Source organism: Corynebacterium sp. TUM25020 (genome assembly GCF_056388495.1).
Genome location: NZ_JBWJFG010000002.1, coordinates 120,884 through 140,571, shown reverse-complemented (window position 1 = coordinate 140,571; position 19,688 = coordinate 120,884). Strand labels below are relative to the sequence as shown.

Sequence of the window (19,688 nt, the reverse complement as noted above, 5' to 3'; positions counted from 1 at the left end):
CCCCACAAATTCACCCCCGGTCTAGTTTTCTATACGAAAGCTATCGTTTCCTCGCGCTCCATTGGGTTAGATGAAGGTTATCCAAATCGGAAAACCTCTACATATATCCGTAAAAGGGGTGAAGGGATCATGCTCAGACTCCACAAGAAGAAAGCACCCGCCCGCCAAGTAGCCTCCGCCATAGCTGCTACAGCTTTGGCACTGGCGCTTCCCGGCGCGCTTACCGCCTGTTCGGACTCCTCCGCTGAACCTTATGGTCCAGGCAGCACCGCCAAGTTGAAGATGGCGGACAGCTACTCAATCACTCACCCTGTCGGCAAAGGTGGCACTCAACCTTTTCTCGATCAGGTCGAAAAAGACCAGTCAGTAGACATCGAGTACTTCTCCTCAGGGCAAATGGGCAAACAAGCAGACATCCCCTCCGTGCTCCGCAGTGGCGTGGTCGACCTGGCAGTCATCTCCCCTTCCTATGTCAGCTCCAGCTTTCCTCTCAGCAGCGTGGGCGACCTTCCGGGTTTTAGCTCCGATGCATGCGTGACCGCCTATGCACTTCGCGATCTAGTGAAGCCGGGGGGCGTCCTTTATAAAGAAGAACTCGAACCCATGAAGTTCATGCCGCTGTGGACAGGTTCGATCCCCGGCTACGAAGCGATGACCGGCGGCAAAGACCCATCTCACCCCGCCAACTTCCACGGCGCGGTACTGCGCTCCACGGGCGGCGCACTAGACCGCGTGATTGATGAGATCGACGCAGCAGGTGTAAGCATGCCCATTGGCGACATGTATGAAGCAATGTCGCGCGGCACAGTAGAAGGCACACTCGCCAGCCCGATCTCGATTACCCCCTACGGGTTGGAAGACGTCATACACGCCAGCACGTACGGAGCCCAACAGGGCAACTTCACCTTCTTCTATGGCATCAACCTAGATACCTGGAACCGCCTGAACGATCAGCAGAAGAAAGTGCTGACCGATGCGGCCGATAAATCACAACAGTCTGTCTGCAAGGAACTCAATTCCGCCCGTGAAAAGTCGGTGCAGAAGATGAAAGATGCCGGCGTGCAGTTCTACGACGTCACCGAAGGCCAAAACGCCAAGGAATGGCAGAACATTTCGCAACCAGTTTTGGACAAGTGGATCGAGGTTGCCGAATCCAAGGGTCACCCAGCTCAACGGGTCGTGGATGACTTCAAAGCCGCCCTCAAGCGCCATGCACATCGCGCAGAGACGAAAGAGGCAACAGATGAAGGGAAGGAGCAGTCATGACCAGTAGCAACTTGGTCCACCCCGGCCATCACGGCACCGCCGAACGCAGCAAATACGGCTACCAAACCCAGGATCACCCGGGCTTCGACAAGGTACAAAACACCATCTCCGCGGTGTGTGCCTGGATCGCGGGCGCGGCGATTTTGGGGCTGGCGCTCGTCACCCTCGCTGAAGTCATTGCGCGCGAGTTCTTCAGTTCTCCCCTCGGCTGGAATATCTCCGTCACGGAGCGCTATCTACTCCCCATTACTGCCTTCTTTGGGCTGGTCACCACCTATCGAACCGGCACCCATATCGCCGTAGAGTCGCTCTTCAACAAACTCCCGCTCCGAGTGCAAAAGACCATCCTGCTGCTTATTCATCTGGCTGTGGTTATTTCCATGGTGTTCGTCTTCATCGGTGGGTGGAACCAGACCTACATGGTGTTTACCCTGCACCACGCCACCCTTCCAGGCATGGCCGATCTCGCCACTCCCGACTGGACTTACCGCGTGATCGTGCCAATTGCAGCCGCACTGTGCGCCTTTGTGGCGGCGCTGGATTTTCTCCGGGAGCTCATCACCCCATGGGATCGCCCCTACACCGACTACGAACCCGGCGAGGAAGAGGTATAGACCATGCTTGCGCTCTCAATCATTGTGCTGTTGGTCGCGCTGATTGTTCTTCGTGTACCCGTTAGCTTCGCCATTTTCGGTGCGGCCACGGTAGGCCTCATTGCTCTCGGTGGTATCGAACTGGCCATCGCCACGATGGAAACCTCGCCGTTCGCCGCCGTGCGGTCAAACTCTCTATCCGCCGTGCCACTGTTTATCCTGATGGCGCAGTTGATGTTGATGTCTGGGCTCCTTAGTTCTGTTTTTGACGCCGCCAAGGCGCTCGTTGGCCGTATCCCCGGTGGTACCGCCATCGCCTCCGTCGGCGCAGGCACCGCATTCGCAGCCGTCTCCGGCTCCTCCACCGCCGCGGCCGCCACGCTGGCGCAGACGTCCTCTACCCGCATGATCGATGAGGGCTACCACAAGGGCACAGGTACGGGCTTGGTGGCAGTGGTCGGCACGCTGGCAGCCATGATCCCACCCTCGATCATTTTGGTCTTCTACGCAATCACCGCGGAGGCTCCCGTGGGCGACGTGCTGGTCGCGGGCTTCTTCCCCGGCCTGGTAGTGGCCATGGACCTGGTACTGGTGATGTACATCGGCTTCCTGAAGGACCGCTCCCGTGCCCCGCAGGGCGAGCCGGTTCCTTTCAAGGAAAAGGGCATGCAGTTGCTGAAGTCTTCCCCACTGCTGCTGATCTTCCTGGCGGTGGTCGGCTCCATCTTCACCGGCATCGCCACGCCCACAGAGGCCGCCGCCCTGGGCGTGCTGGCCGCGCTGATCCTAGTGATCGCGAAGGGCCGCTGGGATACCAAGAAGTTCGGCGAAACTGTGCTGGAAACTGTGAAGACCACCGGCATGATCTTTGCCATCATCATGTCCGCGCACGTGCTGGGCCACTTCCTCACCGAAACGCGCGTCACCCCGAAGCTGGTCAGCGCCATCGGCGAGTCCTCCCTGCACCCGCTGGTGATCATGGCTCTGATCGGCGCAGTGTACCTGATCCTGGGCTTCTTCATGGATCAAATCGCCATCATCGCCCTAACCGTGCCGGTTACTCTGCCCATTGTCGAATCACTGGGCTACGATCCAGTCTGGTTTGGTATCTTCATCGTGCTGCTGGCCGAGACCGGCATGGTCACCCCGCCCATGGGTCTGAACGTGTTCGTGGTCTCGAAGGCCGTGCGCATAAACCCGATGATCGTGTTCAAGGGAGCATTCCCCTATGTCGTGATCATGCTGGTTATCGCCCTGGCTTTCCTGCTGTGGCCCCAGCTGGTGCTGTGGGTGCCGGAGTTAGCCGCTTAACGGTTCCAGCGGGCACTGTGGCGCCTTAAGACCTCAATAATCCGCTCCGCATCGCGCGCGATCTGCTCGGTCGAGGCAATGACGGACACCGAGGCCACCGCCACTCCCTGACTCTCGACCCGCACGGCCACACCATCCGCGCCGTTCAAGGCCACGCCGGGGGCCACGCATTCGCCGGTCGCGCGCATGTCTGGGTACCAGCGCTGGAACTTATTGATGGTCTCCTGCGAACTCTCGGAAGCAGCCAGAATCCCCCACACTTGCTCGTGCCCCAGCCCGGAGAGGATCGCCCACCCCGCCGATGTCTCGAGCGGCGGGCGCTGCAAACGATTCTGCGCCAGATACTCAAACTCAGGATCCGACAGCGCGTAGTCGAGGTAGTAGACATTGTCGCCTACCAATGACGCCAACACGGCGATATAGCCCGTCTCTTCCACCACGTCTTCCAGCATCTCGTGGGTGACCTGATCCACGGGGCGGCTACCGGCGAGGGTGCTCAGCAGGTACGGAGCCAACCCCAGGCGGAAGGCTTTATCCCGTTCCTCTAGGTATCCGGCCGCGACCAGGCCATTCACCAGGGATTGAGTGGAACTTACCGGGGCGCCGATGGCCTTGGAAATGTCCGTGAGCCCGCGCGGCTGCGGGTTGCGGGCCACGAACTCCAGGATGTCCGCGATCCGGTCGACGGTGCGGTGATGGGATCTACCGGGCTGCTGGTCGACGGGAAAGGGGAACCGCGGCGCGGACTCGGGGTGGGGCGCGTCGGGCATTGGGGGTTCCTTTCGGCTTGGGGCGGCAGGGCTGCTCAGGACGATAGTAGAGGAAATTTTCACAAAAGCCTTTCGGAACGAAACAACTTCCCCTACACTCATTGGTACGCAAATCAGTATATAACTACCTATATACGTAAGGAACTGACTGGCATGACTTCCTCCCCGCTCGACCTCACCTCCTTCAACAGCCTGCTCTCCGATGAAGAACGCATGCTGCAAGAAGCCATGGCGGACTTCGCCAACAAATCTCTCAAGCCCAACGTGCAGGAGTGGTTCGACAACGGCACCCTGCCCGCCAAGGAACTCGGCCCGCAGTTCGGACAGCTCGGCGCGCTGGGCATGCACCTGGAAGGCTACGAGTGCCCCGGCGCCTCCGCCGTCGCCTACGGCCTGGCCTGCATGGAAGTCGAGGCTGTCGATTCCGGCCTGCGTTCCTTCGTCTCCGTCCAGGGCTCCCTGGCTATGTTCGCCATCCACCACTGGGGTTCCGAGGAACAGAAGGAAAAGTACCTGCCGAAGATGGCCGCCGGTGAGTACCTGGGCTGCTTCGGCTTGACGGAGCCCGACGCCGGATCCGACCCGGCGTCCATGAAGATGCGCGCAACCCGCGACGGCGACGAGTGGGTCCTCAACGGCACCAAGATGTGGATCACCAACTCCCCCGTCGCCGACGTGGCCGTTGTGTGGGCTCGCACCGAGGACGGCTTCGCAGGTTTCATCCTGGAAAAGGGAATGGAGGGCTTCACCGCCCCGGAAATCCACAAGAAGCTCTCGCTGCGCGCCTCCATCACCGGCGAGATCGTGCTGGACAACTGCCGCGTACCGGATTCCCAGCGCCTACCGAAGATCGACACTCTCCGCGGCCCGCTGACCTGCCTCAACGAGGCTCGCTACGGCATCATTTGGGGCGCCCTGGGTGCCGCCCGCGACAGCCTGGAAACTGCCATTGAGTACACCGAGACCCGCGAGGTATTCGGCAAGTCCCTCTCCAGTTACCAGCTCACCCAGGCGAAGCTGGCCAACATGTCCGTCGAACTCAACAAGTCCGTCCTGTTAGCCCTGCAGCTCGGCCGACTAAAGGATAAGGGCGAACTCGCCCCGCACCAGGTTTCCGTCGGCAAGCTGAACTCCACCCGCGTGGCCTTGGAGATCGCCCGCGAGTGCCGCACCCTACTGGGCGCTTCCGGCATCACCCTGGAGTATTCGCCGCTGCGCCACGCCAACAACCTGGAATCCGTGCTGACCTACGAGGGCACCGCAGAGATGCACCAGCTGATCATCGGCCAGGCTCTCACCGGCAAGGGCGCATTCCGCTAAACCCCCGCAGCCCACTCCCTACCCAATCCACCCAATCCCCCTCCCCAACCAGAAAGGCACAAATGGGCCCCCTTGAAGGTATCGTCGTGGCCGATTTCTCCCGCGTCCTCGCCGGCCCCTACGCAACCATGATGCTGGCGGACATGGGCGCACAGGTCATCAAGATCGAGCGCCCCGGCATCGGCGACGACACTCGCTCGTGGGCACCACCCGTCAACACCCAGGGCATGTCCACCTATTTCGCGGGTGTGAATCGCAATAAGAAGTCGGTGGAGATCGATCTCTCCACCGATGAGGGCCGCCAGCAGGCCCGCCGCATCGCCGAAGAAGCCGACATTCTGGTGGAGAACTTCCGCCCCGGCACGATGCAGCGCATGGGATTGGATTATGAAACACTCCGCCAGCACAACGAAGGCCTGATCTACGCCTCCCTCTCCGGCTTCGGCTCCGGCAAGGGCGCAGACATCGGCGGCTACGACCTGATGGTGCAGGCCGTCGGCGGCCTCATGTCTATCAATGGCGAAAAGGACCACCCCGTGAAGGTCGGCGTAGCACTCGTCGATGTACTTACCGGACTGCACATGGGCATGGGCATCCTCGCGGCGCTACATTCCCGCACCTCCTCCGGCAAGGGCCAGCACATCGAGATCAACCTGCTGCACACTCTGCTTTCCTCCCTAGCCAACCAGGCCAGCGCGTTCGTCGGTGCGGGCGTCATTGGTAAGGCCATGGGCAATACCCATCCCTCCATCGCCCCCTACCAGGTGTTTAAGACCCAGGAGGGCGACCTCGCCATCGCCGCCGGCAATGACTCGCTATACCACCGAACCTGCCGGGTGCTGGGGATTGAGGAATATATTGATGACGCCCGCTTCGCCACCAACAGCGACCGAGTCGCTCACCGCGCCGAATTGGCCGCAATCATCGAGCAGGCATTGGCTCAAGGCAGTGCGCAGGAATGGTTTGAGAAGCTGCGCGCCGCTGGAGTCCCCGCAGGCCCGGTAAATAACATCAAACAGGCCTTTGAGTTCGCCGAATCCCTCGGGCTGGACCCGATCGTGGAGGTCGAGGGCATGCGTAGCGTGCGTAACCCGATCAACTTCTCAGAGACCCCCGTCGAGTACCACACAGCACCTCAACAGCTGGGCAATCAGGCGTTCCAATAGGGGAAGTTCCCATTCACAGGTTCAGGTGAGACAATGAGGGCAACCAGCCGGCCCCTCACCCGGTTGCCTCAACCCGCCCCTGGAGAGCAAGGAGACTTCGAGTCCGTGGCACGCCACTCTTCACAAGACGAATACACCTTCGCTGAGTTGCTCGCGCTCATTGAGGAACACCGCCACGATCTGACTCAGCTCACCCGTGCGAAGCTGAATTCCATGGATCTGAGACCCCGACCTGTGCACTTTCCGCACGTCGCTGGCACTGAGTACACCAATCCCTCCCCGGATTTCTCCCAGACTTTGGATCTGGATGAGGTATATCTGGATCGCACCATCCGCTTCGTTCTCCGCGGCATCACCCATGGCGGCGAGTTCGCCTCTGCCCAGGGGGAATTCCTGGTGGCGATGGGCAAGGATTTCCGCAAGTTCGGCATGGGGTCGGAGCATTATGCCGCGCTAGAGTCCGCGTTAGTGGAGGCCATCGGCGAGCATATCGGCGTCACCAAAAAGCTCAGTGACACGATCAACCTGGGGTGTAGCCTGCTTGCGTATGGCGCAATCGAGGATGAGGAAGCCGAGCTGCCCGCCACCTCTGCCGCGAAGGTACTCGAGGTTCTTCATCCCTGTGACGCCGTCGCGGTGGTCCGCACACAGGTCGATCCGCCGTTGCCGTATTGGTCGGGTCAACATGTGGAGGTGCGCACTCCGCACACCCCCGAGCTGTGGCGTGCGCTGTCCCCCGCTATCCCTTTTAATGAGGACGGATTGGTGGAGTTTCACGTACGCGCGGTCGGACCGTTTTCCCGTGCAATCGTGGAGGGCACCCAAGTCGGCGAGCAGTGGGTGCTGGCTAACCCTTATGGGGATCTGCAGATTTCGGGGGAAAAGCCGGTGGTGATGGTGGCGGGCTCCACGGGTTTGGCTCCGGTGCGGGCGATTCTATTGGATCTGGTTCAATCCGAGGAGCGGCCTCCCAAGGTGCAGCTCTTCTTCGGGGCACAGAACCCGGACGAGCTCTATGAGTGGAAGAGCCTGGTGGCCATTGAGGAGGCTTTCGACTGGCTAGACGTGTACCTGGTGGTGCAGAACGACGAGCCGGCGGCGGAAGAGTTCGATGCTTTCACTGCACGTGGCCTAGTAGGCGAGGTGGCTGCCGAACAGGGCGCATGGCGAGATGCCGAAGTGCTGATCACGGGAAACCCAGACATGAAGCAGCACACTGTGGAGGCTTTCCTGCGTGCGGGCGCGAACCGAGAGCAGCTGCGCTTCGACGTACCGCACAGCTAGTGCATTACTGCACTATTTCTCTTTGCTCTTCAACCTCACCGATCAGATCGACCCCTACGCCGAGTTCGCGATCGATGCGGTGGCCATCGAGGACCGGGAGAGACTTGCGAACCTTGTCCACGTAATTCGGGTCAATATCGATGGTCAGCACCTGTGCGGCATAGCCAGTCTCCGCTAGCCGGGCGCCGTTCGGGCCGATGGCCACAGAGTGGCCGATGCCGGTAGGACCGTCCGCAGTGCCGTAACGCTCCGGTGAACCAGGACGCGCCATTCCCGCGGCGATCAGGTAGCTAGTCGAATCCAGCGCACGGGCTGCCGTAAGCTCGCGCCACTGCTCCAGCTTCCCAGGACCGTCCGCCCAGCTAGAGGGCACAATCATCACCTTGGCGCCCGCGGCTGCCATGGCCACAAAGTGCCCTGGGAAGCGGATGTCATAGCAGGTAGCCAGCCCCACACCCACGCCGCCGACGTCAATAACCACGCGACGCTCCCCGGGCTTGACGGTGTCCGACTCTCGGTAGCCGAAGGCATCGTAGGTGTGAATCTTGTCATAGTGCGTCACATAATCCGGTCCCGCGACCAGCAGGGTATTGTGCACGCGGCGGAACTGATTGGCCTCCGGGGAGTCGCTGGGCTGCTCAGTTACCAGCTTCCCACTCGGAGTGCGATAAACGGTATCCGCCGGGGTGAACATGCCGACAACGGCGGTCGTCCCGTGCTTCTTGGCCGTATCGATCACCGCCTGGGCGAAGGGCCCATCCAGCGGTTGGGCGACTGTATCCAGCCGTCCGCTATCGAAGGGGAACATAGCCGCTTCCGGGAAAACGACCAGGTCAGCACCATTTGCCGCACCGGACGCAATGTACTTCAGGACGCGAGCCAGGTTAGCTTCCACATCCGGTTCGGCCTTCATCTGGATGACAGCGATACGCATACAGACCACCCTAGCGATTCTGCCGACATCGTGCGCTCTTTTGCCTTCCGCTTACCGAAGGCCTGTGGATAAAACTGAGTTATCCACAAGCTCCCAAGTTTTCTCTTTATTGACGCCCCTTGGTCTCCCTACACTCCCTTTTCAAAAGCACGTTCTAAAGATGCGTAGAGCACAGGGGGTTTGCATGCAATATTCGGCAATGGGGTTTCTAAATTATCTGGACACAATGGAAATCGATTCGGCAGCGGTACAGAAACGATGCGAGAAAATCACTGAGAACGGCGTGCAGTGCGCTTCGGCTGGCTATTCGGTGGCGAACGCAGAAGCTCCTGGAGTGCCTGGCGAATCAACAACCAGTGGAATTGCCACGGCGGCGGATAAGCTCCACGCAGCTTTCACCGGTTTCGGCCGGCAATTGAGCACAATGAGCCAGAGCATTAGCGCCTTCACCAACGACGTGGACTTCGCCGACAATGATGGTTCCGATGCACTCTCAGGAGCGAACCGATGAACGAGTATGGAGGTTCCGGTTCCAGCAGCTTCGGAAAAACAGTCACGGTCCACGATGTGGAACATGCCAATGTAGAGGCTCTGCGCACCGCCGCCGGACTGTTTAAAAGCAGCGGCGAGAAGACCTCTCGCCATGCAGGAGAAGCGCGAAAGACAGCCCAATGGGAAGCCGACTGGTCGGGGCAAGCAGCCGATGCAGCTAAACACGCCACTGATTCAGCGGCGAACCAACTGGACACCGCTGGTTTTAGCAGCAGCACAATTGGGAAAGTGGCGAATATTCACGCCGATATTCTTACCCCCACCAGGTTGGCAGTGAGGACGACGGTAGGGCTTGCCCGGATGGCACTCATGTCCGTCCAGCAGGATGGTGAGGTGTCAGCCAAACACCTTGGATTGATTCCCGGAATCGGCGAGGCTGCACAAAGCATGGCTCTAGCGCTAACGAATGTTCTGCGCGGGGCGCTGAAGTTGGCGGGTCTGTTGGATCGTGCCTCGGGCGGAATCATTCATTCGATCAGTAACTCCGTTGCCCTACCCCGAAGTGATTTTGCAGAAGGCGAAACCGAAGGGGCGTCACTACCGCTAGTTTCCAAAGACCTGCCAGTAGAGCGCGTGGATTCTCCTCATGGCCCCGTGGTGACGGTGGGTGATCCCAAGCATGCGGATGAGGTAATTACGCTGGTCAGTGGCGTGGGTTCCAATAATCCGGAGGCACTCCAGCGCACAGAGGCGTGGGCGCGGGCAACGGCGGCGGACGCCGCAGCACAGGGCAAGAACGTGGCGGTGGTGGCTTGGCATGGTTATGCAGCGCCCGAAGATCTCACAAGTGCGGTATCGCGGGAACCAGCAAAGGCCGGCGCTACGGCACTGCAGGAGCATCAACGTCAGCTACGCGAAAGGAACCCGAATGCAAGATTGCAGGTAGTGGGCTATAGCTACGGATCCGTGGTGGTCGGTGAAGCTGCAGCTCGCAGCGGTGCAGGCCTCACCGCGGACGAAGTCAGGCTATGGGGCAGCCCGGGCGTCCACTCCGAACAGGCGGAGGACTTGCAACTGCATGCGAAAGATGGGCACGCGGAGGTGTACAACGAGCACGTCCCCGGCGATATGATTCGGCTGACGACTACTCCTGAGCTCGGGGTGCATGGGCGGGATCCAGCCGCACCCGATTTCCATGCCCCACCGCACGAGGCCGATGCAGGTGATTGGTCCGGTTACGGTTGGGGGCGAATTTTGGATCTCTACCTGCTACGCCGCGGGGAGACAGATGCGCATAGCTCCTACATGTGGTCTCCGGAGGTGAATGCACACTAGCGAAAACCACTATGCACAGTGCCGGCGTTCCATATCGATTAGCGCCTGCTTCAGCTCAGCTCCGCCCAGATACTCTCCGATGCGCCCATCGCTGCGCACTACGCGGTGACAGGGATAGAGGATCGGGAGTGGATTGTTTGCGCACGCCGAGGCAGCGGCACGGATGGCACGCGGGCTGCCTGCCTCAGCTGCAAGCCTGGCATAACTCCAAGTCTGGCCGTAGGGAATCCGCGCCATTGCTTGCAGCACTCGGCGCTGGAACGGGGTGGTAATACGACTGAGATCCACAGGAACGGTGAATGTGCAGAGTTCGCCGGAGAAGTATGCGCGCAATTGTTCTGCAGCTTCTGCAGCGTAACAGCTGGCGGCATTACCGGGGTTGCCGGCGCCGCTTTCCTGCTGAACACCTTCGAACTCAACGGCCAACACGCCTCGGTCGGTGGCCAGCACCCGGAGCGCGACGTCATCCAGTCGAACGACATTCTGACCGATTTGTGAATCCATACTGTTATTATGCCCAACCATTATGCCCCCTCACGCGAGTATCCACGCGCCGGTTGGGTCAAAGCGCCATCTACGTTGTACGGTACTAACCGTGAATATCTCTAATAATGGGGATACCCCATCTACTTCGAACGCATCGCAGGGAGAGCGCCTGGGCGCGTCCGCCGGTGAATCGACCGGGGCGCACCACCCCCAGGCCTCTACTGCGGAGGTACTGATTAAGGACGACCCGCGCACCGTTCGCATGGGCACGCTGGTCAGCCTTATCGTTGGCTCCACCGTCGGCGCGGGCATATTCGCCCTGCCGCAAAATATCGCGTCGGTGGCCTCGCCCGGTGCCGCTCTCATCGGCTGGGGCATTACGGGCGTGGGCATGCTGTGCATCGCCTATGTCTTCCAGGCTCTCGCTCTGCGCAAGCCGCACCTGGATTCCGGCGTGTATTCCTACGTGCGCGCCGGGTTGGGGGACTTCGTGGGCTTCGCCTCTGCCTGGGGATATTGGCTGGGCACCATCATTGCCCAGGTGGGTTATGCCACATTGTTCTTTAGCTCGCTCAGCTTCTTCTTCCCCATCTTCAGCAGCGACCATCCGCTGGTGCAGTCGATCTGTGTTTCGGCGCTAACCTGGGGAATCTTTATCGTCCTTTCCCGGGGCGTGCGCCAGGCAGCGATCATGAACGTCATCACCACTGTGGCGAAGATCCTGCCGATTCTGGCCTTCCTGGTGCTGGTTGCCTTCGCCGGCTTCAACATGGACGTCTTCACCTCAGACTTCTGGGGCCGTGCCGCAACCTTCGGCGAGAATCAGGATCAGGCTTTCTCCCTGGGCGACCAGGTAAAGGGCATGATGCTGTTCACTGTCTGGGCTTTCATCGGCGTGGAGGGCGCCTCGACTTACTCAAAGCGTGCACGTCACCGCAAGGACGTGTCGCTGGCGACCTTCCTCGGATTCGTCGCAGTGTTCTTCCTACTCAACGCCGTGAGCTTCCTTTCCTTCGGTGTGGTCTCCCGCGAGGAGCTGGCTGCTATGGGCGATAACTCCATGGGAACGGTGCTGGAGCACGTCGTTGGCCCGTGGGGCGCTGGGTTGATCTCCATCGGCCTGTGCATCTCTGTGCTGGGTGCCTATGTCTCCTGGCAGATGCTATGTGCCGAGCCAATCACGCTCATGGCGCAAGATGGACTACTACCAAAGACAGTTGGACGCACCAACGATATGGGCGCCCCCTACGTCTCACAGTTCCTGTCCGCCGTGGTGATCCAGGTGTTCATTATCGTGTTCTACCTCAATGAATCCACGTACACCACAATGGTGCAGCTGGCTACGTCGCTCTATCTAGTGCCTTATGTGTTCTCCAGCCTGTACCTGCTGTTCCTGGCCACGCGCGGCCACGGCTTCAAGCACCCGGACGCGGGCTCGAAGTTCGATATTTCCGGACCGGAGGTAAGCAAGGGCACCAACCGTATTCACCTGCTCATCAGCGCGGTGGCTTTCGGCTACTCCTTGTGGCTGCTCTACGCCGCCGAGCTGCAGTTCGTCCTACTTGGCACGCTGCTCATTGTGCCGGGGCTGGTGGTTTACGTATCCACCCGCATCAAGGCCGGCGGGCGCATCTTCAATACTTTCGAGTGGATCATCAGCACCATCGTCGTTATTTCGTCGATCGGCGCACTGTACCTGATCCTCACCGGCCAGGTCAGCCTCTAAACTAGCGTCGCTTCTGCCTGTCCCACAGAACTACCGACGTCGAACGCGGGACATGCACGATCTCACCACGTGGCCGCCCGCCCGCACCTTCGCCACGCTCCATGCGCGCCTGCATATCCGCCAACCGGCGACGCAGGGCAGCGTTTTCCTTCTCCAGCTCATCCAGCCGGTTCTGCTGGGCAATGATCGTTTTAATGCCCGCCAGGTTTACGCCCTCCTCGTGGGAAAGACGCTGGATTTCCTGCAGCTGCTCAATATCCTCACGCGAGTAGCGACGGCCACCGCCGCTGGTGCGTTGGGGCGTCACTAAACCCATCCGGTCATACGTGCGTAGCGTTTGGGCATGCATTCCGGTGATGCGCGCGGCGACAGAGATCACGAAGACCTCCCTTTCGCCACCGGTCTTTCCAGTACTCATTAGTTACCCTCCCATCCTTCGCGGGGGTCGAATCCAGAGCGCTTTTCCTCTTCCGAGTACTTTCGCAGCGCACTCATCGCTCCCTCGTCCAGGTTCTTTGGTACCGCCACCTTGACGGTCACCAGCAAGTCGCCGCTGGCACCGTTGCGCTTATTCACGCCGTGGCCGCGCACACGCAGCGTGGTGCCGTCCTGCGTGCCCGCAGGAATGCGTACCCGCACCTTGGAAGCCAAGGTAGGCACCGTCACTGCCCCGCCGAGCACCAGCTCGGGGTAGCTCACCGGCACGGTTAGCTTCAGGTCATCGCCGTCACGGCTGAACACCTTGTCCGGCTTTACGTGCACAGTCACGAATAGATCGCCAGCCGGCTTGCCACGCTGCCCTGCCGACCCCTGTCCAGCCAGACGCACCTTCTGCCCGTCGACCACACCCGCCGGCACGCGCACCGTAATCGTGCGCGCCTGAGTAGTGCGGCCCGTACCAGAACAGTCTGCGCATTTGTCCTTAATTACCGACCCCGTACCCGAGCACTCCGCGCACGGGCGGGAAAAACCGAAGGCACCCTTGCTCTCACTGACCATGCCGTCACCGCCGCATGCACCGCATGTGCGCGGCGCGGTGCCCGCCTTGGCACCAGAGCCATGGCAGTTTTCGCAGGGCTCGGGTTTAGTGAGGCGAATCGGAACGGTCACGCCTCTTGTAGCCTCGCGGAACTCGAGCGTCAGCTCCGTCTCCACATCTGCCCCGCGGCTGCGCTGGGTACGGCGGCTACCCCGCCCTCCGAAGCGGCTGCGGGAGGCGCCGGCGGTCGGATCCTCACCGAAGATTCCGCCGAAGATGTCGCCGAATCCACCACTGTGGGCGTCATTGCCAAAAAGATCAGAGACGTTAAAGCCGCCTGCACCGCTGAATCCTGCGCCGCCGAATCCTGCGCCGGTCGAATATGCACCGCTAGCAAGCATGCGCTTCAGCTCGTCATACTCCGCGCGCTTTTCCTTATCGCCCACCACACTGTAGGCTTCGGAAGCCTTCTTGAACCGCTCCTCCGCCACCGTATCGCCCGGGTTGGCATCCGGGTGGTTTTCGCGAGCGATCTTGCGGTATGCCTTCTTGATCTCCTCTGCCGATGCGGTGGAGGACACGCCGAGGTCTTGGTAGTAATCCTTCTCGGCCCATTCACTGTGCGCCATGTGTCGCTCCTTCCTTCTTGCGCTGTTCACGCGGGGTATCACTCATTAACCTTGAGTCTACCGCGCTGAACTTTTGATATCTAATCTTCTATAACGACGCCCCTACGCTTTTATTCCCTTGCAGCGCCACTTCGGGGCCAGACGAAAGCCCACTCGAGCAGAACTGACTAGGGTGGGGCCATGGCACCCAAAAAGCGCAGTTGGTTTAGCCGACTTTTCGGCTCCCACAATTCACCATCCGATCTCGGCAGCTCTGGCAGCTCGGTTGATAGCTTTTCTGCTCCCGGCACACCTGCTCCCGGCCCGGAGGATCCACCAGTGCCGTTGAGCGGCCTGGACTTGCACCAGTCCACCGCGATGATTCGCCACATCGTGCGCGCGCTTAACGATCTCGGCTATGGCGCGAACCCCACTCCTGAGGTGGTGTATTTCAGCAAGCCTGAGGACATTGAGAAGCCCCTGAAATATGTCGGCCGCACCCCTGGCCCCTATGGCGGCAGACTTCCGGCACCGGACGATGGCGAGGGTTCACTAATGGGCCTTGAGAACATCACGAAGCAGGTCGCGAGCGCCGAGGACTTTGCCAGGGACATGCCCGAGATGGTCAATAACTTCGTTTCCACGCTTGTCTCGTCTATCCAGATCACGACGGATATGGGCTCAATCCCCGACGCGGAGTTCTACTCCTACCTGCGTGTGCGCCTCACGGCGATCGAACTTCTGCCGGAGAGCGCGCAGGCGGATGCGTTCGAGTTCAACCCAGAATCCCCCATTCGTCCTTTTTCGGACGCCCTTTGTATCCACCTAGTCGTAGACTCACCTAACGCAGTGTTGGGCCTGACCCCGGATTCGCTGGAGGATCGAGGGCCCGTAGAGGACCTCTTCCGGATCGGCTACCGCAACCTATGGCAGGATCTGATTGATTCCGATCTTGAGGTGCAGTCCATCCAGGCGGACAAGAGCAAGCCCGGAGAACGCGTGTGGTTGTTCGTTGGATCCTCGTACTACGTGGGGTCTATTCCGATTCTGTTGGATGACATCGTCGAGCGTTACCTACCCCAAATCGATCGCGAGTCTGGGTTGTTGCTGGCAGCTCCGCATCGCCATGTAACGCTGCTCCGCGAGATGGATGAGGGCAGCGATCTCATGGGATCCATCAAGATGATGGCAACCCTGGCCGCCAACCAGTTCTCCCAGCAGGCAGGCGCGTTGAGTCCACGCCTGATGATCTCTCACATGGGCGAGGTGACTACGTTCACCAATGTGAAGTGGAATAGCGACCACACTGCGGAGCTTGAGGTCAAGCCGACCGCATACCTCACCGAGAAGCTTCATCTCGGTGACCTAGGGGATGGAGGCGGCCTCGCCTAGAACGGTGGCTCTTCCTCTTGGTTGCGCTGTTGTTTCCGCTGGTTGAACTCCACCACCCTCCGCGTTCGCTTTATGGCTCGGTGCCGGAATGTGAATCTTCCCAGCGGGCCGTTCGGAGTGGTGATCACGGTGTGGCCGTCGCCGTGGCTGCTCCAGGTTTCCACTCCATCGGAGGAGATCTCCACATCCCATGCTCCGGTCGTCTTCGCATTGTGATGCTTTGCACAGAGACAGTGGAGGTTTGACGTATCAGTCGGCCCGCCTTCCGGGTTGTTATGCACGAAGCGTTTGACGTGATCCAGCTGGCATTTGTGGGCAGGCACGTCGCAACCGGGGAACCGGCAAGTCCCGTCCCGCCCTTCCACGCTCGCGCGAATCAGCGGCGTCGGAGTATAACCAGCCGTGGTGGCCTTCCCCGGAGCCTGCAGATGGGTCACGCGAGCCATCCATTCCTTCGTAGCCAGCGGACTAAGCCAGGTGCCAGCGGCCCAGATCTGGGAATCCGGAATATCCACCCGGCGATATAGGTTGAGGTTCACTTCTGCAGTAGCACTCCCCCGCACCAGGCTTAGCAGCGCCCGCGCCCGCGAGCAGTTCTCTTTCTTCCGCACGCCATCAACCGCTTGAATCAGCTCTAGCGCCTCCAACTTAGGGAGAGTCAGATAAAACTCGGTATGGTCGTTTGGCCGGTCATCAATGCTCAGCCTTGCTGCACTTCCCAGCGCATCTTCGGCACCCTCCTCATTCGCATCGTCCGAGAGCATGGCCTGATCTGCAGGATCGATCGGACAAGCCAAAGGCTCGCGCTGCATCACGATCTTCTTCAGCCGCTGACGGATCGTGCCATGCCCAAGCATTGCCTGGTTAGGTCGAGTAGGTGAAAGTGCAGTGTATACATCGGCTTCTATGGCGGAGGCGTGGGCGTCACTAATAGCGACAAGGCTCTGCGCGACAATCCGCCAGATTTCCATGGAGTAAGCCCCCGTTTCGGCGAGCTTCAACAGCGATGGGAAGCGGCGGAAGGTCGCGCCGACGTCAATAAGCTGGATGACCCGAAACTCCGGGAGCCCCAGGCGGACACACAAGCGGGTGGTGACATCGCCGACGCATTCATGGTCGCGAGGCGTGCATGCCACAGCAAGGCGCGCATTGTTGCGATTGATGTCGCAGACTGCTGCGCTTATCGGGTCGGTAGGGTCGGTTACCTTCCAAAAAGGCTTCTGCGCCTGATCGGCGGATTGGTTGGGCGGACGCTGGTCTGGTGGCGATTCTTCTGGTGGTGTGGGTTGGTCGAACATCTTTCCCCTTTGATGATCAAAGTCCCCTGTGTTGCATGGTTTTCGTCCCGTGGTTTTCCGTGCGCAATAAGCATAGAAAACGCCCCCGACACTCCTTCCGAAAAAACACTACAAAATCGAACACTCGTTCTAAACATGTGTGTTCTAGCCATAAGAAAGGGCCCCACGGTAAAACCATGGAGCCCTCTTAAGGGGTTAACTCAGCGGTAGACCGCCAACAGGACTACTGCGGGTCGCCGATAATAACCATCGCATTGCGCAGCACCCGATCTTCTAGACGGTAGCCACGACGTAGAACGGTGGCCAGCACCTTCTCGTCACCACTACTAGTGTCCTGCACTGCCTCGTGGCAGTTAGGGTCGAATTCGTCGCCTTCCTCGCCGAACTTCTCCACCTTCATGGAGGCCATCACGGAGTGCAGCTTATCCGACATGGACTTCAGCGGACCGGTCAGATCGCCATGCTGTTCTGCCATCTCCAGGTCATCCAGGATCGGCAGCAGCTCGGAGGCTACGTCAGCCTTCGCGCCGGTAATCACGCTCACGCGGTCGCGCTCTACGCGACGGCGGTAGTTGGTGTACTCCGCCGTCACGCGCTGCAGATCTTCGGTGCGCTCGGCCAGCTCGGCCTCGATGTTGTTCTCGGCCTCGTCTGCGGCGTTGTTGTCGACGCCCTCATCTTCAGCCAGATCAGCTTCTGCCAGACCCTCGTCGACCCCTTGTGCCTCGGTTACTTCTGGTTCGGTATTTTCCGGGGCGTCCGGGTTCTGATTCAGATCTTCAGACATTACTTCTTATCATCCTCTGCGGAAGTGTCCTCATCGACAACTTCGGCGTCGACAACGTTCGGGTCATCGGTTGCAGCGGCACCTTCAGCACCGGATGCTGCTTCTGCCTCGTAGATAGCCTTGCCCATCTCCTGAGACTCAGCGTTCAGCTTCTCCACAGCGTCCTTGATGGCCTCGATGTCATCACCCTTCAGAGCCTCGTCCACAGCCTTGGCTGCTTCCTCGACCTTGTTCTGGGCGTCTTCGCTGACCTTGTCCTTGTTCTCCTCGACGAACTTACGGGTCTGGTAAGCCATAGACTCTGCAGAGTTGCGGACTTCCTGCTCCTCGCGGCGCTTCTTGTCCTCCTCTGCGTGAGTCTCAGCATCCTTGACCATACGGTCGATCTCCTCCTGGGACAGGCCGGAGCCTTCCTGGATCTTGATCGTGTTTTCCTTGCCGGTCGCCTTGTCCTTTGCGGACACGGAGACGATGCCGTTGGCGTCGATATCGAAGGTGACCTCGATCTGCGGAACGCCGCGCGGTGCAGGGGCGATGCCGGCCAACTCGAAGGAGCCGAGCAGCTTGTTGTGCGCAGCCATCTCGCGCTCGCCCTGGAAGACCTGGATCTGCACGCTGGGCTGGCTATCCTCAGCAGTAGTGAAGGTCTCGGAACGCTTCGTCGGGATGGTGGTGTTGCGCTCGATCAGCTTGGTCATCACGCCACCCTTGGTCTCAATACCCAGGGAAAGCGGGGTGACGTCGAGCAGCAGCACGTCCTTCACTTCGCCGCGCAGCACGCCGGCCTGCAGGGCAGCGCCCACGGCCACAACCTCGTCCGGGTTAACACCCTTGTTAGGCTCCTTACCATTGGTCAGCTCGGTGACCAGCTCGGATACTGCAACCATGCGGGTGGAGCCACCGACCAGCACGACGTGGTCGATCTCGTCCACGGTAATCTCCGCATCCTTCAGAACCGCCTGGAACGGAGCCTTGGTGCGATCCAGCAGATCCTGAGTGATCTTCTGGAACTCGGTGCGGGTCAGGGTTTCGTCCAGGAACAGCGGGTTCCGATCCTCGTCCACCGTGATGTACGGCAGGTTGATGGAAGCCTGCTGGGAGCTGGACAGCTCAATCTTGGCCTTCTCCGCTGCCTCGCGCAGACGCTGCAGAGCCATCTTGTCCTTGGTCAGATCCACACCGTGGGAGGCCTTGAACTTCTCGGCCAGCCAATCGACAATGCGCTGATCCCAGTCGTCGCCACCCAGCTCGTTGTCACCAGCGGTAGCACGAACCTCTACCACGCCGTCGCCGATTTCCAGCAGGGAAACGTCGAAGGTACCGCCACCGAGGTCGAAGACCAGGATGGTCTGCTCCTTGTCGCCCTTCTCCAGGCCGTAGGCCAGAGCAGCTGCGGTCGGCTCATTGACGATACGCAGGACGTTCAGGCCGGCAATCTGGCCCGCATCCTTGGTTGCCTGACGCTGCGCGTCGTTGAAGTAAGCGGGGACGGTGATGACCGCGTCGGTTACGTCCTCACCCAGGTAGCTTTCCGCGTCGCGCTTCAGCTTCTGCAGGGTACGAGCGGAGATCTCCGGAGCGGTGTACTCCTTGTCGTCGATGGAGATCTTCCAGTCCGTACCCATGTGGCGCTTAACGGAGCGGATGGTGCGATCCACGTTGGCAACCGCCTGGTTCTTAGCGGACTGACCAACCAGTACCTCACCGTTCTTGGCAAAAGCCACGATGGACGGGGTGGTACGGGACCCCTCGGAGTTGGCGATGACCTTAGCCTCGCCGCCTTCCAGAACAGACACCACAGAGTTGGTGGTGCCCAAGTCAATTCCTACTGCGCGTCCCATATCAGTTCCTCCTATTACTTCTGGGGGCGAATAAAATCTATCGAGCCTTAGTCGAGCGGACTCAACTTCGCCCGCCTCTGCACACTAGTATCCGCGTTTT

The 19,688-nt window shown here is 60.1% G+C and carries 18 protein-coding genes; 10 read left to right on the top strand and 8 right to left on the bottom strand.

The features are described 5' to 3' along the window. Positions 1-129 precede the first annotated feature (129 nt). Genes AC05K6_RS03560 through AC05K6_RS03550 form a run of 3 tightly spaced genes read left to right on the top strand, consistent with a single transcriptional unit; the run spans position 130 to position 3,170 of the window. Positions 130-1,266, top strand: coding sequence for a TRAP transporter substrate-binding protein (locus AC05K6_RS03560; protein WP_476727790.1), 1,137 nt, complete (start codon positions 130-132; stop codon positions 1,264-1,266). Beyond that, on the top strand, positions 1,263-1,880 hold the full coding sequence (locus tag AC05K6_RS03555; RefSeq protein WP_476727789.1) for a TRAP transporter small permease: 618 nt from the start codon (positions 1,263-1,265) through the stop codon (positions 1,878-1,880). The genes AC05K6_RS03560 and AC05K6_RS03555 overlap by 4 nt, the downstream gene beginning before the upstream one ends. Before the next feature lie 3 nt (positions 1,881-1,883). Next, entirely contained in the window at positions 1,884-3,170 is a 1,287-nt protein-coding gene (locus AC05K6_RS03550; RefSeq protein WP_476727788.1) for a TRAP transporter large permease, read from the top strand. Here AC05K6_RS03550 and AC05K6_RS03545 read toward each other — a convergent pair. Further along, entirely contained in the window at positions 3,167-3,940 is a 774-nt protein-coding gene (locus AC05K6_RS03545) for an IclR family transcriptional regulator (RefSeq protein WP_296212433.1), read from the bottom strand. The genes AC05K6_RS03550 and AC05K6_RS03545 overlap by 4 nt on opposite strands. A gap of 153 nt (positions 3,941-4,093) precedes the next feature. Between AC05K6_RS03545 and AC05K6_RS03540 the strand changes: the two genes are divergently transcribed. The 3 genes from AC05K6_RS03540 to AC05K6_RS03530 all read left to right on the top strand — a co-directional run bounded on the left by AC05K6_RS03540 (position 4,094) and on the right by AC05K6_RS03530 (position 7,710). Next, positions 4,094-5,260 carry an acyl-CoA dehydrogenase family protein gene (locus AC05K6_RS03540; protein WP_476727787.1) on the top strand — a complete coding sequence of 389 codons (1,167 nt, stop codon included), beginning with the start codon at positions 4,094-4,096 and terminating at the stop codon, positions 5,258-5,260. 62 nt (positions 5,261-5,322) lie between these two features. Continuing rightward, positions 5,323-6,426 (top strand): CaiB/BaiF CoA transferase family protein, encoded by a 1,104-nt coding sequence (locus AC05K6_RS03535; RefSeq protein ID WP_476727786.1) that lies wholly within the window; start codon positions 5,323-5,325, stop codon positions 6,424-6,426. A gap of 105 nt (positions 6,427-6,531) precedes the next feature. Next, positions 6,532-7,710: an FAD-binding oxidoreductase gene (locus AC05K6_RS03530; RefSeq protein WP_476727785.1), complete on the top strand. Its 1,179-nt coding sequence runs from the start codon at positions 6,532-6,534 to the stop codon at positions 7,708-7,710. 4 nt (positions 7,711-7,714) lie between these two features. Here AC05K6_RS03530 and AC05K6_RS03525 read toward each other — a convergent pair whose 3' ends face one another. Beyond that, positions 7,715-8,644 carry a carbon-nitrogen hydrolase family protein gene (locus tag AC05K6_RS03525; protein WP_293790642.1) on the bottom strand — a complete coding sequence of 310 codons (930 nt, stop codon included), beginning with the start codon at positions 8,642-8,644 and terminating at the stop codon, positions 7,715-7,717. A gap of 226 nt (positions 8,645-8,870) precedes the next feature. Here AC05K6_RS03525 and AC05K6_RS03520 point away from each other — a divergent pair, with 226 nt between their 5' ends. Together AC05K6_RS03520 and AC05K6_RS03515 are read left to right on the top strand one after the other, a co-directional pair. Continuing rightward, positions 8,871-9,155 (top strand): hypothetical protein, encoded by a 285-nt coding sequence (locus AC05K6_RS03520; RefSeq protein ID WP_476727784.1) that lies wholly within the window; start codon positions 8,871-8,873, stop codon positions 9,153-9,155. Further along, the gene (locus AC05K6_RS03515) at positions 9,152-10,471 is read left to right on the top strand and encodes an alpha/beta hydrolase (RefSeq protein WP_476727783.1); all 1,320 of its coding nucleotides are present in this window, start codon (positions 9,152-9,154) and stop codon (positions 10,469-10,471) included. Before AC05K6_RS03520 ends, AC05K6_RS03515 begins: the two co-directional genes overlap by 4 nt. 9 nt (positions 10,472-10,480) lie before the next feature. Here AC05K6_RS03515 and AC05K6_RS03510 read toward each other — a convergent pair whose 3' ends face one another. After that, the gene (locus AC05K6_RS03510; RefSeq protein ID WP_476727782.1) at positions 10,481-10,975 is read right to left on the bottom strand and encodes a methylated-DNA--[protein]-cysteine S-methyltransferase; all 495 of its coding nucleotides are present in this window, start codon (positions 10,973-10,975) and stop codon (positions 10,481-10,483) included. Positions 10,976-11,219: 244 nt separating this feature from the next. Here AC05K6_RS03510 and AC05K6_RS03505 point away from each other — a divergent pair, with 244 nt between their 5' ends. Continuing rightward, positions 11,220-12,683 (top strand): basic amino acid/polyamine antiporter, encoded by a 1,464-nt coding sequence (locus tag AC05K6_RS03505; protein WP_476727888.1) that lies wholly within the window; start codon positions 11,220-11,222, stop codon positions 12,681-12,683. A gap of 1 nt (position 12,684) precedes the next feature. On the opposite strand, the gene AC05K6_RS03500 is transcribed toward AC05K6_RS03505, so the two are convergent. Beyond that, the gene (locus AC05K6_RS03500) at positions 12,685-13,101 is read right to left on the bottom strand and encodes a heat shock protein transcriptional repressor HspR (RefSeq protein WP_448306891.1); all 417 of its coding nucleotides are present in this window, start codon (positions 13,099-13,101) and stop codon (positions 12,685-12,687) included. Continuing rightward, complete coding sequence (gene dnaJ, locus AC05K6_RS03495; protein WP_476727781.1) at positions 13,101-14,291, bottom strand: molecular chaperone DnaJ; 1,191 nt, start codon at positions 14,289-14,291, stop codon at positions 13,101-13,103. The genes AC05K6_RS03500 and dnaJ overlap by 1 nt, the downstream gene beginning before the upstream one ends. A 180-nt stretch (positions 14,292-14,471) precedes the next feature. Between dnaJ and AC05K6_RS03490 the strand changes: the two genes are divergently transcribed. Next, positions 14,472-15,662 (top strand): DUF3899 domain-containing protein, encoded by a 1,191-nt coding sequence (locus AC05K6_RS03490; RefSeq protein ID WP_476727780.1) that lies wholly within the window; start codon positions 14,472-14,474, stop codon positions 15,660-15,662. Here the strand turns inward: AC05K6_RS03490 and AC05K6_RS03485 are convergent. The 3 genes from AC05K6_RS03485 to dnaK all read right to left on the bottom strand — a co-directional run bounded on the left by AC05K6_RS03485 (position 15,659) and on the right by dnaK (position 19,588). Further along, positions 15,659-16,960, bottom strand: a complete 1,302-nt coding sequence (locus AC05K6_RS03485; RefSeq protein ID WP_476727779.1) for an HNH endonuclease signature motif containing protein — start codon at positions 16,958-16,960, stop codon at positions 15,659-15,661. The two genes, AC05K6_RS03490 and AC05K6_RS03485, sit on opposite strands and share 4 nt — an antisense overlap. A gap of 223 nt (positions 16,961-17,183) precedes the next feature. Further along, on the bottom strand, positions 17,184-17,747 hold the full coding sequence (gene grpE / locus AC05K6_RS03480) for a nucleotide exchange factor GrpE (protein WP_473963848.1): 564 nt from the start codon (positions 17,745-17,747) through the stop codon (positions 17,184-17,186). Next, on the bottom strand, positions 17,747-19,588 hold the full coding sequence (dnaK, locus tag AC05K6_RS03475) for a molecular chaperone DnaK (RefSeq protein ID WP_476727778.1): 1,842 nt from the start codon (positions 19,586-19,588) through the stop codon (positions 17,747-17,749). Before dnaK ends, grpE begins: the two co-directional genes overlap by 1 nt. Positions 19,589-19,688 lie beyond the last annotated feature (100 nt).

Bases quoted from the DNA above. Each gene is read 5' to 3' on its own strand.
- AC05K6_RS03505 (WP_476727888.1), top strand. From the start codon at position 11,220: ATGGGCACGCTGGTCAGCCTTATCGTTGGCTCCACCGTCGGCGCGGGC.
- dnaK (WP_476727778.1), bottom strand. From the start codon at position 19,588: ATGGGACGCGCAGTAGGAATTGACTTGGGCACCACCAACTCTGTGGTG.
- AC05K6_RS03490 (WP_476727780.1), top strand. From the start codon at position 14,472: ATGGCACCCAAAAAGCGCAGTTGGTTTAGCCGACTTTTCGGCTCCCAC.
- AC05K6_RS03540 (WP_476727787.1), top strand. From the start codon at position 4,094: ATGACTTCCTCCCCGCTCGACCTCACCTCCTTCAACAGCCTGCTCTCC.
- AC05K6_RS03510 (WP_476727782.1), bottom strand. From the start codon at position 10,975: ATGGATTCACAAATCGGTCAGAATGTCGTTCGACTGGATGACGTCGCG.
- AC05K6_RS03535 (WP_476727786.1), top strand. From the start codon at position 5,323: ATGGGCCCCCTTGAAGGTATCGTCGTGGCCGATTTCTCCCGCGTCCTC.
- AC05K6_RS03515 (WP_476727783.1), top strand. From the start codon at position 9,152: ATGAACGAGTATGGAGGTTCCGGTTCCAGCAGCTTCGGAAAAACAGTC.
- dnaJ (WP_476727781.1), bottom strand. From the start codon at position 14,291: ATGGCGCACAGTGAATGGGCCGAGAAGGATTACTACCAAGACCTCGGC.
- AC05K6_RS03500 (WP_448306891.1), bottom strand. From the start codon at position 13,101: ATGAGTACTGGAAAGACCGGTGGCGAAAGGGAGGTCTTCGTGATCTCT.
- AC05K6_RS03555 (WP_476727789.1), top strand. From the start codon at position 1,263: ATGACCAGTAGCAACTTGGTCCACCCCGGCCATCACGGCACCGCCGAA.
- AC05K6_RS03560 (WP_476727790.1), top strand. From the start codon at position 130: ATGCTCAGACTCCACAAGAAGAAAGCACCCGCCCGCCAAGTAGCCTCC.
- AC05K6_RS03545 (WP_296212433.1), bottom strand. From the start codon at position 3,940: ATGCCCGACGCGCCCCACCCCGAGTCCGCGCCGCGGTTCCCCTTTCCC.
- AC05K6_RS03525 (WP_293790642.1), bottom strand. From the start codon at position 8,644: ATGCGTATCGCTGTCATCCAGATGAAGGCCGAACCGGATGTGGAAGCT.
- AC05K6_RS03550 (WP_476727788.1), top strand. From the start codon at position 1,884: ATGCTTGCGCTCTCAATCATTGTGCTGTTGGTCGCGCTGATTGTTCTT.
- AC05K6_RS03485 (WP_476727779.1), bottom strand. From the start codon at position 16,960: ATGTTCGACCAACCCACACCACCAGAAGAATCGCCACCAGACCAGCGT.
- grpE (WP_473963848.1), bottom strand. From the start codon at position 17,747: ATGTCTGAAGATCTGAATCAGAACCCGGACGCCCCGGAAAATACCGAA.
- AC05K6_RS03520 (WP_476727784.1), top strand. From the start codon at position 8,871: ATGGAAATCGATTCGGCAGCGGTACAGAAACGATGCGAGAAAATCACT.